15 protein-coding genes are annotated in these 17519 nt (G+C 70.3%); 5 read left to right on the forward strand and 10 right to left on the reverse strand.

Going from position 1 to position 17519, the window contains the following annotated elements; genetic code table 11:
- Window positions 1–139 precede the first annotated feature (139 nt).
- Complete coding sequence (locus ACZ7PG_RS10280) at window positions 140–991, forward strand: helix-turn-helix domain-containing protein (protein WP_470238743.1); 852 nt, start codon at window positions 140–142, stop codon at window positions 989–991.
- Here ACZ7PG_RS10280 and ACZ7PG_RS10285 read toward each other — a convergent pair.
- From ACZ7PG_RS10285 to ACZ7PG_RS10310, 6 genes are all read right to left on the reverse strand, one after another.
- Window positions 978–2102, reverse strand: a complete 1125-nt coding sequence (locus ACZ7PG_RS10285; protein WP_470238744.1) for an amidohydrolase family protein — start codon at window positions 2100–2102, stop codon at window positions 978–980. The two genes, ACZ7PG_RS10280 and ACZ7PG_RS10285, sit on opposite strands and share 14 nt — an antisense overlap.
- Complete coding sequence (locus ACZ7PG_RS10290; protein WP_470238745.1) at window positions 2099–2623, reverse strand: GNAT family N-acetyltransferase; 525 nt, start codon at window positions 2621–2623, stop codon at window positions 2099–2101. Before ACZ7PG_RS10290 ends, ACZ7PG_RS10285 begins: the two co-directional genes overlap by 4 nt.
- A gap of 579 nt (window positions 2624–3202) precedes the next feature.
- Window positions 3203–3955: a succinate dehydrogenase/fumarate reductase iron-sulfur subunit gene (locus ACZ7PG_RS10295; RefSeq protein WP_284741074.1), complete on the reverse strand. Its 753-nt coding sequence runs from the start codon at window positions 3953–3955 to the stop codon at window positions 3203–3205.
- Window positions 3952–5868, reverse strand: coding sequence for a fumarate reductase/succinate dehydrogenase flavoprotein subunit (locus tag ACZ7PG_RS10300; protein WP_470238746.1), 1917 nt, complete (start codon window positions 5866–5868; stop codon window positions 3952–3954). The genes ACZ7PG_RS10295 and ACZ7PG_RS10300 overlap by 4 nt, the downstream gene beginning before the upstream one ends.
- A gap of 60 nt (window positions 5869–5928) precedes the next feature.
- A complete protein-coding gene (locus ACZ7PG_RS10305; protein WP_470238747.1) occupies window positions 5929–6753 on the reverse strand; it encodes a hypothetical protein in 825 nt (274 codons plus the stop codon).
- Window positions 6750–7037, reverse strand: coding sequence for a hypothetical protein (locus ACZ7PG_RS10310; protein WP_163046790.1), 288 nt, complete (start codon window positions 7035–7037; stop codon window positions 6750–6752). The genes ACZ7PG_RS10305 and ACZ7PG_RS10310 overlap by 4 nt, the downstream gene beginning before the upstream one ends.
- Before the next feature lie 254 nt (window positions 7038–7291).
- On the opposite strand from ACZ7PG_RS10310, the gene edd reads away from it, so the two are divergent.
- The 4 genes from edd to ACZ7PG_RS10330 all read left to right on the forward strand — a co-directional run bounded on the left by edd (window position 7292) and on the right by ACZ7PG_RS10330 (window position 13364).
- Entirely contained in the window at window positions 7292–9172 is a 1881-nt protein-coding gene (gene edd / locus ACZ7PG_RS10315) for a phosphogluconate dehydratase (RefSeq protein ID WP_470238748.1), read from the forward strand.
- Entirely contained in the window at window positions 9169–9774 is a 606-nt protein-coding gene (gene eda, locus ACZ7PG_RS10320) for a bifunctional 4-hydroxy-2-oxoglutarate aldolase/2-dehydro-3-deoxy-phosphogluconate aldolase (protein ID WP_470238749.1), read from the forward strand. The genes edd and eda overlap by 4 nt, the downstream gene beginning before the upstream one ends.
- 213 nt (window positions 9775–9987) lie before the next feature.
- The gene (locus ACZ7PG_RS10325) at window positions 9988–11955 is read left to right on the forward strand and encodes a PEP/pyruvate-binding domain-containing protein (RefSeq protein ID WP_470238750.1); all 1968 of its coding nucleotides are present in this window, start codon (window positions 9988–9990) and stop codon (window positions 11953–11955) included.
- A gap of 17 nt (window positions 11956–11972) precedes the next feature.
- A complete protein-coding gene (locus ACZ7PG_RS10330) occupies window positions 11973–13364 on the forward strand; it encodes an MFS transporter (RefSeq protein ID WP_470238751.1) in 1392 nt (463 codons plus the stop codon).
- Window positions 13365–13411: 47 nt separating this feature from the next.
- Here the strand turns inward: ACZ7PG_RS10330 and ACZ7PG_RS10335 are convergent, their stop codons facing one another.
- From ACZ7PG_RS10335 to ACZ7PG_RS10350, 4 genes are all read right to left on the reverse strand, one after another.
- Window positions 13412–13939 carry a regulatory protein RecX gene (locus ACZ7PG_RS10335; RefSeq protein WP_470239034.1) on the reverse strand — a complete coding sequence of 176 codons (528 nt, stop codon included), beginning with the start codon at window positions 13937–13939 and terminating at the stop codon, window positions 13412–13414.
- Window positions 13940–14144: 205 nt separating this feature from the next.
- Window positions 14145–15191: a recombinase RecA gene (recA, locus tag ACZ7PG_RS10340; protein ID WP_247012292.1), complete on the reverse strand. Its 1047-nt coding sequence runs from the start codon at window positions 15189–15191 to the stop codon at window positions 14145–14147.
- A 238-nt stretch (window positions 15192–15429) separates the two neighbouring features.
- Window positions 15430–15624, reverse strand: coding sequence for a DUF3046 domain-containing protein (locus tag ACZ7PG_RS10345; RefSeq protein WP_470238752.1), 195 nt, complete (start codon window positions 15622–15624; stop codon window positions 15430–15432).
- A gap of 39 nt (window positions 15625–15663) precedes the next feature.
- Window positions 15664–17511, reverse strand: coding sequence for an Hsp70 family protein (locus ACZ7PG_RS10350; protein ID WP_470238753.1), 1848 nt, complete (start codon window positions 17509–17511; stop codon window positions 15664–15666).
- Window positions 17512–17519 lie beyond the last annotated feature (8 nt).

Raw genomic sequence — 17519 nt, forward strand, 5'->3', positions numbered from 1 at the left:
CGCTTCATTATGCGAAGGTGCTTCGCAGCGCTTCGCGCGCGAAACCTGTTGTCACACAGGCAGAACAGCAACATCCCTTCCGGTGAACCACTGCGCGGCAAGAGCCGTTTTGTCGGTGCTTGCCCTTAACGTGCGGGGCATGACCGAAACGAGCACGGTGCGCACCCGGGAGATGGGTGTCGAGCTGAAGACCCAGCGCGAGGCGAGACAGATGTCGCTGCGCGAGGTCGCCCGGCGCGCCCACTGGTCGGCGTCGAAGGTGTCCGGCTGGGAGAACGGCCGGCGGATCTCGCCGATCGACGCGGCGATCTACCTCGCGCACTGCGGAACCGACGCACCGGAACGCGAACGGCTGCTGCACCTGACCCGGCCACCGAGCGACCTGTACTGGGTGCGGCCGTACTTCGACAAGTTCGTCGACCCGATGAAGTCCCTGATCATCCAGGAAAACCTGGCCACAGCGGTGATCTCGAACAGCCCGCTGGCCCTGCCGGGCATGCTCCAGACGGAAGACTACGTGCGCACCGCCTTCGAGCTGTCCGGCCGGTACACCAGCGATCGGCTGCAGGCGCTCGTCCAAGCGAGGGTCGAGCGGCAACAGCTGCTGCAACGCCGGAACCCGCCGCAGTGCCTCTACTTCGTCTACGAGCACACCCTGAGGTCGGTCCTGCGCGACCCGGCGCTGATGCACGAACAGCTGCAGTACCTGGTGCTGGCCACCAACCTCCCGCACTGCACCATCCGCGTCATCCCCGCCTCCGCGCCGCCGTACCACCTGGTCGGCAGCCGGTTCACGATCCTCGAGTTCGCCGAACACCCGCCGGTGGCCTACGAAGAGACCTTCGCCGCCGGGCTGTTCATCGACGAACGCATAGCGGTCGAAGCGTTCTACGTCCTCCGCACGCGGCTGGAGCAGGTGGCCTTGTCCGAGCACGAGTCCCGGCAGTTCCTGGTCCGGCTGGCCGAGGAGTTCGATCTCATGACGAAGTGACCTCGCCGGCCCGTTTCCCGTCGTGCCAGACAGCGCGGACCCGCCCGGGCAGGTCCGTCACGTCCAGGTCCGTGCCGTCGAGCAGGACGAGGTCCGCGCGCAGGCCCGGTTCGACGCGGCCACGGTCGTCGTCGAGCCGGAGCAGTCGGGCGGCCTCGGACGTGGCTGCCTTCAGGGCCGCCGCGTCGCCGAGGACCGCGGCCAGCAAACGCAGCTCGGTCGTCAAGTCGACATGCGGACGCGGAGCGAGGTCGGACCCCGCGGCGATCCGGACGCCCGCCTCCATCGCGAGGCGCAGCGAACGCCGGTGCGTGCCGGCGAACTCGGTGTCGCTCATCGGCGACAGCGTCGGCACGTACCAGGCGTCCGCCAGGGCCGCGACGGCGTCGTCGTCGAGGAACGTGCCGTGCTCGATGCTGCGCACCCCCGCGCGGGCCGCCGACACGACCGCCGCCGACGTGTGCGCGTGGGCCAGGACGTCACGGCCGCAGCGGGCGGCCTCGTCGGTCACGGCGGCGAGCTCGTCGTCGGTCGGGCGGACGTCCACGCCCGCACGGACCGCCCGCATCGAGCCGCTCGCACCGACCTTGATCCAGTCGGCACCCGCCCGCACCATCCGGCGGACGGCCGCGCGAGCCGCGTCCGGGCCGTCGAACAGCGGGTCCGGCAGCGACGGATCGCCGTAGTTGTCGACGGCGCCCGCGGCCGGGTCCCACGTGTCGCCGAGCCCGCCGGTCGGCCCGAGCTGACGCAGGCTGACCAGCAGGTCCGGCCCGGTGATCCAGCCCTCGCGCAGCGCGTGCCGGAAGCCGGCGTCGGCGCCCCAGGCGTCCCGCACGGTGGTGATTCCCCGCGCCAGCAACCGGCGCAGCACCGGCACGGCTTCGAGGACGCGCGCGCTGCGCGGCAGGGAGCCGGACTGCCGGAACGCGACGTGCACGTGGCAGTCGATGAGCCCGGGGATCAGCAGCCCGCCGGAACAGTCGACGCGCTCGTCGCCGTCGAGGCCCGGCCCGACCTCGGCGATCCGCGAGCCGTCGAGCCGGACGTCCGCGCGGGTCGTCTCACCGGTTTCGGGGTCGAAGACGCGCGCGCCGGCGAGCAGCGTCACGCGAGATCCTTGCGGTAGACGAGAAAATCGCACGGCGTGGCCAGCGACGGCGCGAGGTGCGGGTAGTCCTCGGCGAGATCGGCGCGGTGCGTCACGCGGTAGCCGAGCCGGTCGTACCACTCGGCGAGAAACTGTTTCGCCGGATGCGTCCACTCGCGCGGCACGAGCAGTTCCAGCTGCATTTCGCGACAGCCCGCGTCCCGGCTGGCCCGCTCGGCGAACGTCACGAGGTCCCGTCCGATGCCGAGCCCGCGCCGCGCGGGGTCGGCCGCGAGCATGCCGAACTCGCCGGTCGCGTCGTCGAGGCGTTGGACCCGCACCGATCCGGCGACGTCACCGTCGACCCGGGCGACGGCGATCTCCCCGGCCCGCACGAACCCAGCCACCTCGTCGGAGGAGGTCCGGTCGGTACTGCCGAGCCAGAGCCCCTTCTCGGACTCGGCGTAGACCTGGTTGACGAGAGCCGTGATCCGCGCGATCACAGCAGGACCGGCGGACGGCGGCAGCAGCTCGATCTCCATGCCCCCACCTTGTCACGCGAGCACGCCGAGCTCCGGCTCGCGACGCGAGCACGCCAAGGCCAGCCGGTCGATGTCTTCGACCCACTCGCCAGTGGCCCGGTCGGCCGAGCCGATCCGCTCGAAGCCCCGGTCGAGCAGTCCCCGCGCGTCGTCGAACCGCCCGCGCGGCGACGGCCTTCACCGCGCCGAGCGCGTTGGCCAAGGTACTGGCCGACCGCGACCACTCCCCCTCCGCCGCGGGAGCAGGACGATCGTCGGCCGCCTCGGTGCGGACGTCGAGGTCGAGCCGCCACAACAGCGGCACGCCCTCGAAGCGCACGAAGACCAACCGCTGCACCGGCGAATGCAGGAAGTCCGGCGAGAACCGGACTGCCGCCACCGGCTGAACCGCCGACAACACCGGCGCGACGTTGAGACAGGAAGGGAACGCGGCCGAAGGCACCTGCCACTCGACGTCGATGTCGCTGCAGGCGTCCGCGGTTCCGCGGGCGAGCGAACCCCGTAACGACGCTCGCGAACCGGCGACCGCCGCCTCGAGGGCGGCCGGCACGCGGTTCGCGAGCGTCGAACGAAAGAGCGTTACTTGTCCCGGCGGAAGAGCTTGTTGCCCAGCCACACGATGGGGTCGTACTTGCGGTCCGCGACGCGCTCCTTCATCGGGATGAGCGCGTTGTCGGTGATGTGGATGCCTTCCGGGCAGACCTCGCTGCAGCACTTGGTGATGTTGCAGTAGCCGAGGCCGTGCTCCTCCTGCGCGGCGTCACGGCGATCCGCGACGTCGAGCGGGTGCATCTCCAGCTCGGCGATGCGCATCAGGTACCGCGGCCCGGCGAAGGACTCCTTGTTCTCCTCGTGGTCGCGCACCACGTGACAGGTGTTCTGGCACAGGAAGCACTCGATGCACTTCCGGAACTCCTGCGACCGCTCGACGTCCACCTGCTGCATCCGGTAGTCACCGGGCTTGAGGTCCGCGGGCGGGGTGAACGACGGGATCTCGCGCGCCTTCGTGTAGTTGAAGGACACGTCCGTGACGAGGTCGCGGATCACCGGGAACGTCCGCATCGGCGTCACCGTGATCACCTCTTCCTCGGTGAACGTCGACATCCGCGTCATGCACAGCAAGCGCGGCTTGCCGTTGATCTCCGCCGAGCACGAACCGCACTTGCCCGCCTTGCAGTTCCAGCGCACCGCGAGGTCCGACGCCTGGGTGGCCTGCAGCCGGTGGATGATGTCGAGGACGACCTCGCCCTCGTTCACCTCCACCGTGAAGTCCTGCAGCGCGCCGCCCGTGTCGTCACCGCGCCAGACCCGGAAACTCGCCTTGTAGCTCATTCCTTGCTCCCCGGGTGCGTCTCGAGCTCTCCGCCGGTGTAGTACTTCCCGAGCTCGCCGAACTCGAACAGCTCCAGCAGGTCCTGCCGCAGCGGCACCTGCTCCTTCACCACGACGCCGATGTCCGGGACGACCGGGTTGTCACCCGGCGACGACGAGCACACCAGCAGCTTGTGGCGCCACTCGGCGTCCATGCCCGGGAAGTCGTCGCGGGTGTGCCCGCCCCGGCTTTCGGTCCGCGTCAGCGCGGCCTTCGCGACGCACTCGCTGACCATCAGCATGTTGCGCAGGTCGATCGCGAGGTGCCAGCCGGGGTTGAACTGCCGGTGCCCCTCCACGGTGACGCGCAGGATCCGCTGCCGCAGCTCGCCCAGCTTCTCCAGCGCCTGCTCGATCTCCCCGGCCTTGCGGATGATGCCGACCAGGTCGTTCATCGACTGCTGCAGCTCGGTGTGCAGGGTGTACGGGTTCTCCGCCGACGCGCCCTCGGGCGGGTCGAACGGCGCGAGCGCCATCTTCGCCGCCGCGTCCACATCGGACTGTGCGACCGCGGGCCGCTCGGCCAGGCCGTCCACGTACTCGGCGGCGCCGAGTCCCGCGCGACGGCCGAACACCAGCAGGTCGGACAGCGAGTTGCCGCCGAGCCGGTTGGAGCCGTGCATGCCGCCCGAGCACTCGCCGGCCGCGAACAGGCCGGGCACGCTCGCCGCGGCCGTGTCCGGGTCGACCTCGATGCCGCCCATGACGTAGTGGCAGGTCGGGCCGACCTCCATCGGTTCCGCCGTGATGTCGACGTCCGCCAGCTCCTTGAACTGGTGGTACATCGACGGCAGCCGCTTCTTGATCTCCTCGGTCGGCAGCCGGCTGGCGATGTCGAGGAAGACGCCGCCGTGCGGGGAGCCGCGCCCCTCCTTGACCTCGGAGTTGATCGCGCGGGCCACCTCGTCGCGCGGCAGCAGGTCCGGCGTGCGCCGGTTGTTGTCCGCGTCGGCGTACCAGCGGTCGGCTTCCTCTTCACTTTCGGCGTACTGGCCCTTGAAGACGTCGGGCACGTACTCGAACATGAACCGCTTGCCGTCGGAGTTCTTGAGCACGCCGCCGTCACCGCGGACGCCCTCGGTGACGAGGATGCCCTTGACGCTCGGCGGCCAGACCATCCCGGTCGGGTGGAACTGGACGAACTCCATGTTGATCAGGTTCGCGCCCGCCCGCATGGCCAGCGCGTGGCCGTCCCCGGTGTACTCCCACGAGTTCGACGTCACCTTGAACGACTTGCCGATGCCGCCGGTGGCGAGCACGACCGCGGGCGCGTCGAACAGGATGAACCGGCCACTCTCGCGCCAGTAGCCGAACGCGCCGGCGATGGCACCGTCGGTGGTGAGCAGCTCGGTGACCGTGCACTCGGCGAAGACCTTGATCTTCGCTTCGTAGTCGCCGGTCTCGGCGAAGTCCTCCTGCTGCAGCGACACGATCTTCTGCTGCATCGTGCGGATCAGCTCGAGACCGGTGCGGTCACCGACGTGCGCCAGGCGCGGGTAGGTGTGGCCGCCGAAGTTGCGCTGGCTGATCCGGCCGTCGGCGGTGCGGTCGAACAGCGCGCCGTAGGTCTCCAGCTCCCAGACGCGGTCGGGTGCCTCCTTGGCGTGCAGCTCGGCCATCCGCCAGTTGTTGAGGAACTTGCCGCCGCGCATGGTGTCGCGGAAGTGGACCTGCCAGTTGTCGTTCGAGTTCGCGTTGCCCATCGACGCCGCGCACCCGCCCTCGGCCATCACCGTGTGCGCCTTGCCGAACAGGGACTTGCACACGACGGCGACGCGGAAGCCGCGCTCCCGCGCCTCGATCACAGCGCGCAGCCCGGCACCACCGGCACCGATCACCACCACGTCGTAGCTGTGGCGTTCGACCTCGGTCATAGAGAAATTCCACCTCGGAACTGGGGACGTCAGTTTTTGGGGAGCACTGTCGGGACGGGGCTAGTTGACGAATCTCAGGTCCGAGATCGCGCCACTGGCGACGAGCATGACGTAGAAGTCGGTCAGCACCAGCGTGCCGAGCGTCGTCCAGGCCAGCGCCATGTGGCGGGTGTTGAGCTTCGAGACCTTCGTCCAGATCCAGTAGCGCACCGGGTGCTTGGAGAAGTGCTTCAACCGGCCACCGGTCACGTGCCGGCACGAGTGGCAGGAAAGCGTGTACGCCCACAGGAGGATCACGTTCGCGAGCAGGACGATGTTGCCCAGCCCGAACCCGAAGCCACCGGTCTTCCCGTGGAACGCCGTGATGGCGTCGTAGGTGTTGATCAGCGAAACGACCAGCGCGACGTAGAAGAAGTAGCGGTGGACGTTCTGGATGATCAGCGGCAGCCGCGTCTCGCCGGTGTACTTCGCGTGCGGCTCCGCGACCGCGCAGGCGGGCGGGGAGAACCACACGGCCCGGTAGTAGGCCTTGCGGTAGTAGTAGCAGGTCAGGCGGAACCCGAGCAGGAACGGCAGCACGACGAAGCCGAGCGGGATGAACCCGGGCAGGTCGCCGAACCAGTGGCCGAAGTGGCTCGAGCCCTCGACGCAGGACGTCGAGAGGCAGGGTGAGTAGAACGGCGTCAGGTAGTGGTAGTCGGGCACCCAGTACGCGGTGCGCACGAACGACCGGACCGTCGCGTAGATGATGAACGCCGACAGACCGAGCACGGTCAGCAGCGGCTGGAGCCACCACCGGTCCGTGCGGAGGGTGCGCTCGGCGATCCGGGCCCGCTTGGGGGCCCGGACGCCGGTGCCGACGCCGTTGTCAGCCGGTGCGCTCACCGCTGGTCGCGCTTGTAGCCGCCGACGCCTTCGTCATCGGCGCCGTGCCAGAGCGCCGGGTCGTAGGGGGTGTCGGGTACCGGGACGCGCTCGGCGGGTTTCGCCTGGGCGGGCACGGCGAGCGGCGTGCCGTCGAGGTCCGCGGTGTCGATGTCGAGGCGCTCCACGTCGTTGGCGAGCCGGCGGACCGCCGAAGCGTCGCCGTAACGCGAGCGCAGTGCGCCGACGCACTGCCTGAGCTGGCCGATGGTTCGCCGCAGCTCGGCGATCTCGGAGGTGGACATCATTCCTCCCGGGTGGTGGTGGGGCTGGCAGGGAGCCGGCCGGGCGATCGCTCGCCGTAGGGCTTTGCCACGCGTCGTGCAGTGTGACAACTAGCACACTAACGGTTCCCCGGGTGATCGGGGTCACGCGGGTGGATCTTCTGAATCGATTTTGATTCGGCGTTTTCCCGAGGTACTGTGGCCAGTGTCACGACCCAGAGGCGTCAGCGCTGCCGTCCCGCGGACCACCACACACCAGTGATCCGGAGCCGGACATGAGCCCCACCTCCCTGAACGACACCGTCGCCGAAGTCACCGCCCGCATCACCGCGCGCAGTGCCGCGACCCGCACCGCCTACCTCGGCCGCACGGCCGCCGCGCACGAAGAAGGCCCGGTCCGCCGCGGCCTCGCGTGCAGCAACCTCGCCCACGGTTTCGCCGCCATGGAAGGCGCCGACAAGGCGGCTCTGCGGGCCGCGCGCTCTCCCGGCGTCGCCATCGTGTCGTCCTACAACGACATGCTCTCCGCGCACCAGCCGATGCAGGAGTACCCGGCCTGGCTGAAGAAGTCCGTGCGTTCCGCCGGGGGTGTCGCCCAGTTCGCCGGCGGCGTCCCGGCCATGTGCGACGGCATCACCCAGGGCCGCGCGGGCATGGAGCTGTCGCTGTTCAGCCGCGAGGTCATCGCGATGTCGACGGCGATCGCGCTCTCCCACGACATGTTCGACGCGGCCCTGCTGCTGGGCGTCTGCGACAAGATCGTGCCGGGCCTGCTGATCGGCGCGCTGTCCTTCGGACACCTGCCGGCTCTGCTGGTCCCGGCCGGGCCGATGAACTCCGGGCTGCCGAACAAGGAGAAGGCGCGCGTCCGCCAGCTGTACGCCGAGGGCCTCGCGACCCGCGAAGACCTGCTGGACGCCGAAGCGGCGTCGTACCACTCGGCCGGCACCTGCACGTTCTACGGCACGGCCAACTCCAACCAGATGGTCGTCGAGGTGATGGGCCTGCACCTGCCCGGCGCCAGCTTCGTCCAGCCCGGCTCGGCGCTGCGTCAGGCGCTGACCGAGGAAGCCGGACGCCGGATCGTCGCGATCTCGCGCGGCGAGGAGTACACGCCGGTCTCGCGGATCCTCGACGAGAAGGCGTTCGTGAACGGCGTGATCGCGCTGCTCGCGACCGGCGGGTCGACGAACCACACGATGCACCTGGTCGCCGTCGCCGCGGCCGCGGGCATCCAGCTGACCTGGGACGACTTCTCGGACCTCTCGGCCGTCGTGCCGCTGCTGGCGCGGGTCTACCCGAACGGCAGCGCCGACATCAACCACTTCCACGCCGCCGGCGGCATCCAGTTCCTGGTCGGCACGCTCCTCGACGCCGGGCTGCTGCACGAGGACGTCCACACCGTGGCTGGCTTCGGGCTGCACCGCTACCGGGCCGAGCCGATCCTGTCCGACGGCGAGCTGGTCTGGCGCGACGTCCCGACCCGCAGCCTCGACGAAGAGGTGCTGCGCCCGGCGTGGCGCCCGTTCGCCGCGGACGGCGGGCTGCGGATGGTCGAGGGCAACCTCGGCCGCGCGGTCGTCAAGGTGTCCGCGGTGGCGCCCGAGCACCGGGTCGTCCAGGCGCCGGCCCGGGTGTTCACCACCCAGGAGGCGTTCACGGCCGCGTTCGAGGCGGGCGAGCTGGACCGCGACGTCGTCGTGGTGGTCCGGCAGCAAGGTCCGCGGGCCAACGGCATGCCGGAGCTGCACGGCCTCACCCCGGCGCTGGGCGTGCTGATGGACCGCGGGCACGCCGTGGCGTTGCTCACCGACGGCCGGATGTCGGGCGCGTCGGGCAAGATCCCGGCCGCCATCCAGGTGACGCCGGAAGCCGCGGCGGGCGGCCCCATCGCGCGGATCGCGGACGGCGACGTCATCCGGCTCGACGCGTCCACGGGCAGCCTCGACGTGCTGGTCGGTGACGAAGAACTCGCCCGCCGTGAGCTTGTGGACGCACCGCCGTCCGAAGCATCCTGGACCGGCACCGGCCGAGAGCTGTTCGCCGCGTTGCGCCGTGCCGTCGGCCCCGCCGACCAGGGCGCTTCCGTGTTCGGGGGCCTGACGCCGGAGCACTTCGGAACGCCCGTTTTCGCAACCCAGGAGGTCGGTCAGTGACCACCGGTCAGGACCTGCTCGAGCTGTCCCCCGTGATGCCCGTCGTGGTGATCGACGATGCCGCCGACGCGGTGCCGGTCGCCCGGGCGCTGCTCGCCGGCGGGATCGGGGTCATCGAGCTGACCCTGCGCACCCCGGCGGCGCTGTCGGCGATCGAGCGCGTCGCGGCCGAGGTGCCGGACATCGTCGTCGGTGCCGGCACCGTCACCGCGGCGGACCACGCGAAGCAGGCGGCCGACGCCGGGGCGAAGTTCCTCGTGACACCCGGCTGCACCGACGCGGTCGTCGACGCGTGCTTCGAGACCGGGCTGCCGTTCCTGCCCGGCGCGAGCACCGTGTCCGAGGCGATGCGGCTGGCCGAACGCGGGCTTTCGGCACTGAAGTTCTTCCCGGCGGAGGCGTCCGGCGGCGTCGCCTACCTGAAGTCGATCGCGGGCCCGTTGCCGTCGTTGAAGTTCTGCCCGACGGGCGGCATCACGGTGGCGTCGGCTCCTTCCTACCTGGCGCTGCCGAACGTCGGCTGCATCGGCGGCTCGTGGCTGACGGCCTCGCTCGACGTCGCGACGATCGAGAAGCTGGCCGCGGAAGCCGCGAAGCTGTAGCCGAGATCACCCCACGGAATTCCGGGCCCGAACGGCGCAATTGACGTCCGGATTCCGGGAGCACCGTTCCCAGACACTGGAACGGTGCTCCTAACGGGTGTGGCGCCGGTCATGCGTTCGCCCATTTGTGCCAGTGATCGGTCCATTTGCCTGACGGTGGGTGATTCACCCCCTGTTATCGTTCCTCCTCGCTGTTTCGAGCGAGGAGAACCGGTGTCCCTGACCAGCGTGGTCGCCCCCAGTCCTGCCCCCGAGAACGTCGCCGCACTCATCGGCGAACGCCTTTCGCTGTCCGCCCTCAACCAGCTGGGCGGCACCCTCGGCGGCTATTCCTTCGTCAAGGTCGTGGTGGACCGCGAGAATTCGGTCATCCACTTCCTGAACGACGCGCGTCATTCCTTTCACGCGATCTATATCGGGGAAGAGATCCTCGGCGTCCCCGAAGAACGGGTGCGCGCCGAGATCGACTCCTTCAACCAGGACTTCTACCACGCGCCGGACCGCCGGTTCCTGCTCGGCATCCTGGCCCGGCACCCGCAGATGCTTTCGCTGGAGACGGTCGAGGTCGACACCATGCCGGCCGCGCTGATCCGGGAGTTCCACGCCTTCGTCGCGCAGTACGTCGACCCGGCGCTGCCGCTGGTGTTCAAGCCGGCCAACCAGCTGCAGGAGCGGATCGTCCGGGAGATCCCGGCCGGCGAGCTGCCGCGCGTGTTCGCACACGAGCTGTTCTCGACGGCGCCGTTCGTCGCGCTGAACCCCGGCACGGCCACGGGCCGGCTGCGCGCGTTCCGCACCGAGGCCGAGTACCGGGCGGCGACGCTGGACTGGTCGGACATCATCGTGATGGACCGCGTGCCCGACGACATCCCGCGCCTGTCGGGCATCGTCAACGCCCGGCACACGACGCCGTTGTCGCACACCAACGTCCTCGCCACCGGCTGGCAGATCCCGAACGCCGTCCAGCTCGGCGCGCTGGCCGACATCGAGCGCCGCGGGCTCGACGGCAAGTGGGTCGAGTACACGGTGGACGCCCAGGAGCTCTCGCTGCGGGAGATCGCCGAGCCGGCCTCGGCCCCGCCGCCGAGCTGGTACGCCCAGCGCGTCACGCTGGAGGAACCGGAGTCCGAGCGCAGCCCGATCGTGAACCTCGCGCGGCTGCGCGCGGCCGACCGCTACCGCTACGGCACCAAGGCGGCCAACCTCGGCGAGCTGCACCACGTGCTGGCCCACGGCTCGCAGCGGCTGCTCGGCTTCTACCAGGTGCCCCGGCCGCCGCGGGAGAACCTGCTCCCCTACCTGGCCCGGCTGCTGGACGTCTCGCCGGAGGCCGACCTCGCCGAGGCGGCCCGCCGGCTGCTGGACGACCACGTCCGCGTGCCCCGCGGCATCGCGCTGCCGTTCTCGCTGCAGCGGCGGTTCCTGGAGTCGTCGCCGCGGATCCAGCAGGCCATCGGCAAGCTGAAGATGGCCCTGGAGCTGGACGCCCGCGAGATCGAGCCGCTGTGCGTCGAGCTGCAGAGCCTGATCCGGTCGGCCCGGATGCCGGGCGCGCTGGCCGGGGAGATCGACTCCGCGCTCGTGTCGCAGCTGGCCGGCGTGCGGACGTTCGTCGTGCGCAGCTCGTCGAACGCCGAAGACCTGGCCGGGTTCTCGGCGGCCGGGATCTACGAGTCGCTCAACCACGTCACCACGGCCGAGCGGATCTTCGCCAGCGTCAAGGAGGTCTGGGCTTCGCTGGTGTCGGTGCGCAGCGTCCGGCTGCGGCGGCAGGCCGGGATCTCCCTCGACGAGTGCTACATGGGTGTCGTGATCCAGGAACAGGTCGCGGCTGACTTCGGCGGCGTGCTGGTGACGACGAACCCGATGAACCGCGCGGACTTCCGCACGGTGTACGTCAACGTGTCGCCTCGCGTGACCGACGTCGTCGACGGTTCGGCCCTGCCGATGCAGTACCTGTACTCGACGGTCGAGGGCGGCGGCCGCACGGTGTCGCTCGGCGACGCGACGTCGGACCTCGACTCGCGGGCGCACGACCAGCTGCAGCGGCTCGCGATCGCCGGGCGCCTGCTGCAGGGGCACTTCTCGCCCGACTACACGTTCGGCTCGCCGGTGGACGTCGAGTGGCTCGCCGACGGCGACCACCTCCACCTCGTGCAGCTGCGTCCGTATTCCGTTTGAGTTCAGGAGAAAGCGTCATGCTGGGCCTTCGCATGCCCGCGAACCCCGCCGTCCGCCGCACCGTCCGGCTGACCTACGGGTTCCAGTTCTTCTTCGGCCTGCTGCTGTGGGTGCCGATCTTCTACCAGTACCAGAAGCTCGTCGGCCTGTCCGACGGCGAGATCTTCGGCATCCAGAGCATCTACTACATCGTGTTCTGCCTGCTGGAGATCCCGACCGGGATGATCGCCGACCGGTTCGACTACCGCACCTCGCTGGCGGCCGGCGCCGGCGTGCTCGTGGCGGCGAACCTGGTGCCGGTGTTCCTCGGCTCGTACACGGGGTTCCTGCTGCACTTCATCCTGATCGCACTGGCGCGGTCGCTGGTGTCCGGCGCGCAGAGCGCGTACCTGTACGAGTACCTGCACGCGTCCGGTTCCGGGGAGGACTACCTGCGGGTCGAAGGGGTCGGGCGCGCGTTCAGCCTGATCGGCAAGATCGTGTACTGGCCGGTGATCGGCCTGCTGATGACGTGGAACCTCCCTTCCCCGTACTGGCTGACGGCGCTCAACGCGGGTGTCGCGCTCGTGTTCGCCTTGAAGCTCCCGGCGATCCCGGGCGGCCGGCGCGCCGCGGGCAAGACGGCCTCGCTGCTCGCCGGAGTCGGCGGCGCACTGTCGGCGTTGCGTTCGTCGCGGTGGCTGGTGTTGTTGATGGTGCAGGGCATCGCGATGTTCACGCTGGTCCGGATCTGCCAGGTGAACCTGTTCCAGCCGATCCTGGAGTCGAAGTCGCTGTCGGTGAACTGGTACGGCGCGGTCCTGGCCGCGATGACGGTCTTCGAGGCACTGGGCGCGGCCCGACCCCACCGGCTCCGCCGCGCGATCGGCCCGGTGGGGTCGGTGTTCACACTGACGATCGTGATGGCGCTCTGCCTGGGCGTGGTCGTGTTCGTGGGCTCCTTCGCGACGGTGCTCGCGTTGTGCGTCTTCGCGGTGGCGACGGGGATTTCCTTCCCGGTCCAGAAGCAGCTGCTGAACGACTCCATCCCGGACTCCCGCTACCGCGCGACACTCCTGTCGATGGAGTCCATTGTGGACCGCGCGGTGTGCGCGGTGGTGGCGGTGGCACTGGGCGCGTACCTGGCGGCCGGGCAGCTGAACGAGTTCCTGGTGCTGTCGGCGGTGGTCACGTGCGGGGTGATGGGGCTGCTCGCGGTGCTGTTGCTGGTGGTCCGCAAGCACCGCTCGGACCGCCGAGCGCCGGTCCGCGAAACCGCGACAGTCGCGGCGACCGCCCCGGCCGCACCGGTTTCGCCGGCACTGACCCGCGTCGCCGCGCCCGTGTCCCGCTTCCCGGCGGCCGGCCCGGAGCGCCGCTGCCACGGCTCGGAGCTGCGCGAGGTGGACGTGGAGAAGCTCCGGAACTGACGCACCGGACTCCCCCACCCACATGCCGTCGGGGGAGCCGGCCGCCGTCAGTCGATGTAGGCGTCGTCGAGCAGGGTGGACTCCGCGCCGTACTCGCGGAGTTCCTCCTTGATCACCTTGTACGCCAGCCCCTGCGGGTAGCCCTTGCGGGCCAGGAAGCCGAGCAGCCGCCGCAGCGCCGTCTGTTCGTCGACGTTGCCCAGCGAGCCGAGGCGCTTGCGGACCAGCTCCCTGGCCATCTGCTCCTCGGACTCGCGGTCTACCTCGCCCGCAGCCTGCGCGGCGACCTCGTCGTCGACGCCCTTGCGTCGCAACTCGGCCATCAGCGCGGTGCGGGACAGCCCCTGGGTCTCGTGCCGGGACTTCACCCACAGCTCCGCGAACTCCGCGTCGTTCACCAACCCTGCCCGGTCGAGCTTGCCGAGCAGGGTTTCGCTGGTCTCCTCGTCGAACCCCTTGCGGCGCAAGGCCTGCCGGAGCTCCTCCTGAGTCCGCGCACGCACGGCCAGGAGGTCGTAACAGATCTCCTTGGCCTTCTTGTAGCGCTCCTCGGGAGGTAGCTCGGCCGGCGGAATTTTCGGCGCCCTCGCCACCCTCGATCACTCCTCGTCTTCACAACCCAAGCACCACAGCGCAACGCAACCACCGCGGGGGTCCAGGGGGCTCGCCCCCTGGCGGGGGTCCGGGGGTTCGACCCCCGGAGGACACGGCGAAGGGATCAAGGCAAGCGCACTCCGCGAGCACACTTCACCCAATCCCGCAGCCCCGGAACTCCTTCGATCAGAAGTCGACCGGCGCCGGCACGGCTTCGACGGCCTCGGCGTCGACCTGCGCGCCGATGCCCAGCTTCTCCTTGATCCGCTTCTCGATCTCGTTGGCGATGTCCGGGTTGTCGCGCAGGAACTTCCGCGCGTTCTCCTTGCCCTGGCCGAGCTGGTCGCCTTCGTAGGTGTACCAGGCACCGGACTTGCGCAGGATCGCCTGGTCGACACCCATGTCGATGAGCGAACCCTCGCGGGAGACGCCGTGGCCGTACAGGATGTCGAACTCGGCCTGCTTGAAGGGCGGGGCCATCTTGTTCTTCACGACCTTGACGCGGGTGCGGTTGCCGACCGGCTCGCCGCCGTCCTTCAGCGTCTCGATGCGACGGACGTCGAGGCGGACCGACGCGTAGAACTTCAGCGCCTTACCACCGGTCGTCGTCTCCGGGGAGCCGAACATGACGCCGATCTTCTCGCGCAGCTGGTTGATGAAGATCGCGGTGGTGCCGGAGTTGTTCATCGCACCGGTCATCTTGCGCAGCGCCTGGCTCATCAGGCGGGCCTGGAGACCGACGTGCGAGTCACCCATCTCGCCCTCGATCTCGGCGCGCGGCACGAGCGCGGCCACGGAGTCGATGACCAGGATGTCGAGCGCGCCGGAGCGGATCAGCATGTCCGCGATCTCGAGCGCCTGCTCACCGGTGTCCGGCTGGGAGACGAGCAGCGCGTCGGTGTCGACGCCGAGCTTCTTGGCGTACTCCGGGTCGAGCGCGTGCTCCGCGTCGATGAACGCCGCGATGCCGCCGGCGCGCTGCGCGTTCGCCACCGCGTGCAGGGCGACCGTGGTCTTACCGGAGGACTCCGGGCCGTAGATCTCGACCACGCGGCCGCGGGGCAGCCCGCCGATGCCGAGCGCGACGTCGAGGGCGATGGCGCCGGTCGGGATCACGGAGACGGGCGCGCGGCCGTCCTGGCCGAGCCGCATGACCGAGCCCTTGCCGTACTGCTTGTCGATCTGCGCGAGCGCGAGCTCGAGCGCCTTGTCCTTGTCGGGTGCTGCAGGCATGGAAGTCCACCTCGCTGGTCGAAGCCCCCCGTCCCGAGGGCTCTGTGTCGGTTCTTCAGCTGTCCGGTCCGACGCTAGCGGCGGGGACCGACAATTCCAGGCGCGGCGCCCAATCTGTGGATCGCTGGACCCGATGTGGACAACACCTTAGACGAACACCTGTTCGAGGTCGGCAGCGACACACCCTTGCGCTAGAGTTTTCGCCCGCCCGGGTCAGGTTCGTGCGCATCCGCCCAGGTCAGCGCCGTTCACGCGGAACGTCGAAGGCGTCGCAGACCTCGTGCCAGATCTCCTTGGCCGGAATTCCCGCGGTCAGCGCCTGGTCGACCGTGCGGCCGCCGAGCGCGCTGATCACGTGGTCCCTGGCCAGCACCTGCGCCCGCCCAGGGCCGAACTCCTCGGCCATCAGCCGCCGGAAAACCGTGATCCGCATCGGAACCACTCTAACCGGAGGGCGCGAACGGTCCGTTCGCTACCCGCCCGGCTGGACGCTCGCCTCGAAGTAGTTGGCGAGCGTGTCCGGCGTGGTCGCCTGGGCCTGGTCGCTCGAGTTCAGCTGGTAGATGAACCCTGCCAGCGGCCGGTCCGAGACCGTGAACACGAGCACCGCCGACGTCCGGCCCGCGGCCGACGAGTAGTGGCCGGTGAGCCCGTTGCCGCCCCAGTCCGCCTCGGTGCGGTCGCCGCCCGCCGAGGTCAGCAGGCCGTCGGTGTACTGCTTGAGCGAGTCGGCGCTGCTGCCCTGGACGTAGGTGACCTGCGTGCCCGCGCGGCCCGGCGCGGAGCAGGTCGAGGCCACCCCGAGGTTCTCCGCCGGCGCCGCCGGGCCGTTGCCCATGCCCGGCTTGCAGTCACCGGTGTCGGCGATCTTCCCGGCGAGCTGGCGCAGGCAGCCGGTGAGCCCCTTGTCGTCGGCTTGGCCGGGCGTCTTGCACTGATCGGCGGTGTAGGTGGCCGCCGAGGACGACGACGTCAGGAAGAAGGCCAGCCCGGCCGCGAGCACCACGACGACCGCGACCACGATGCCGATGAGCAGCTTCTTCTTCCCGCCGGACTTCGGCTCGGCCCGCTCCGGCGCGGGCGAGTAGCTGGGGAAGTTCGACGGCGCCGGGTTCTGCACCTGCTGCGGGCCGCTGGGCGGGAAGTTCGCCGGCGCGTAGCCCTGGTACTGCGGCGGCGGGGGCTGCGGCGCGTACTGCGGGCGGCCCGCGGCCACCGCCCCTTCGACGTTCTGGGTGCGCGCGCCCAAGCCGTCGCGGGCCACGTGCTGGGCACCGAGCGCGACGGCGGTCTCCGGCTGGTCGAGGCTGCCCGGCACGACGCCGAGCTTCTCCGCGATCATCGTGCCGACCAGCGGCAGCCGGCTCGACCCGCCGACGAGGTAGATGCCGGCCAGCCGGTCCGGGGTCAGGCCGGACGAGCGCAGCGTCCGCGCGAGCAGCTCGACGCTGCGCAGCATCGCCGGCCGGACCAGGCCTTCCAGCTCACCGCGCGTGACGAGGACGTCCTTGAACGGCTCGGGCATCGGCACCTCGGTCTGCGGGTGCCGCGACAGCGCCTCCTTGGCCGCCTTGACGTCTTCCTGCAGCGCGCGCCGGGTGCGCCGGTCGCCGGTGGACTCGGGACGCAGGAGCCGCTGCCAGCGCTGCGGGTCCGAGTGCGAGACCTCGCGCCCGACGTGCACCATCAGCGCCTGGTCGACGTCGAGGCCGCCGAGGTCGGGCAGGCCGTCCTCGGCGAGCACGGTGAACCCGTTCTGCGTGGCGCCGACGACGGCGACGTCGAAGGTGCCCGCCCCGAGGTCGTAGACCGCGAGCGCCTGGCCGGGGGCCAGCGACTTGCCGGGGAACGACGCGAAGTGCGCCGCCGCGGCGACCGGTTCGGGCACCAGCAGGATGTTCCGGTCCATCCCGGCGAGCCGGGCGGCGGACATCAGGACGTTGCGGCGGGTCTGGCCCCACTGCGCGGGGTGGGTCAGCCGGACCTCGTCGGGCTGCTCGCCGCCGAGCTGGCGGGAGGTTTCCTCGAGCACGCGGCGCAGGATGGCGGCCAGCGCGTCGGTCACCGGGACGACGTCGGTGCCCAGTAGCAGAGTCTGCTCGTCGATGCGGCGCTTGGGGTTCGGCTCGAAGCGCGTCGGGTCGAGGCGGGCGCGGCGCTCGGCGTCGCGGCCGACCATGATCGTGCCCTCTTCGGTCGCGAACACCGCCGACGGCATGTTGGCCGAGCCGTCCACCTCGACGACCCGGGGCGGCATGCCGTGCGCCGAAAGGACGGCGACGGTGTTGGACGTCCCGAGGTCCACCGACAGGATCCGCACTGCACTCC

It is taken from the genome of Amycolatopsis sp. NPDC114504 (genome assembly GCF_055633595.1).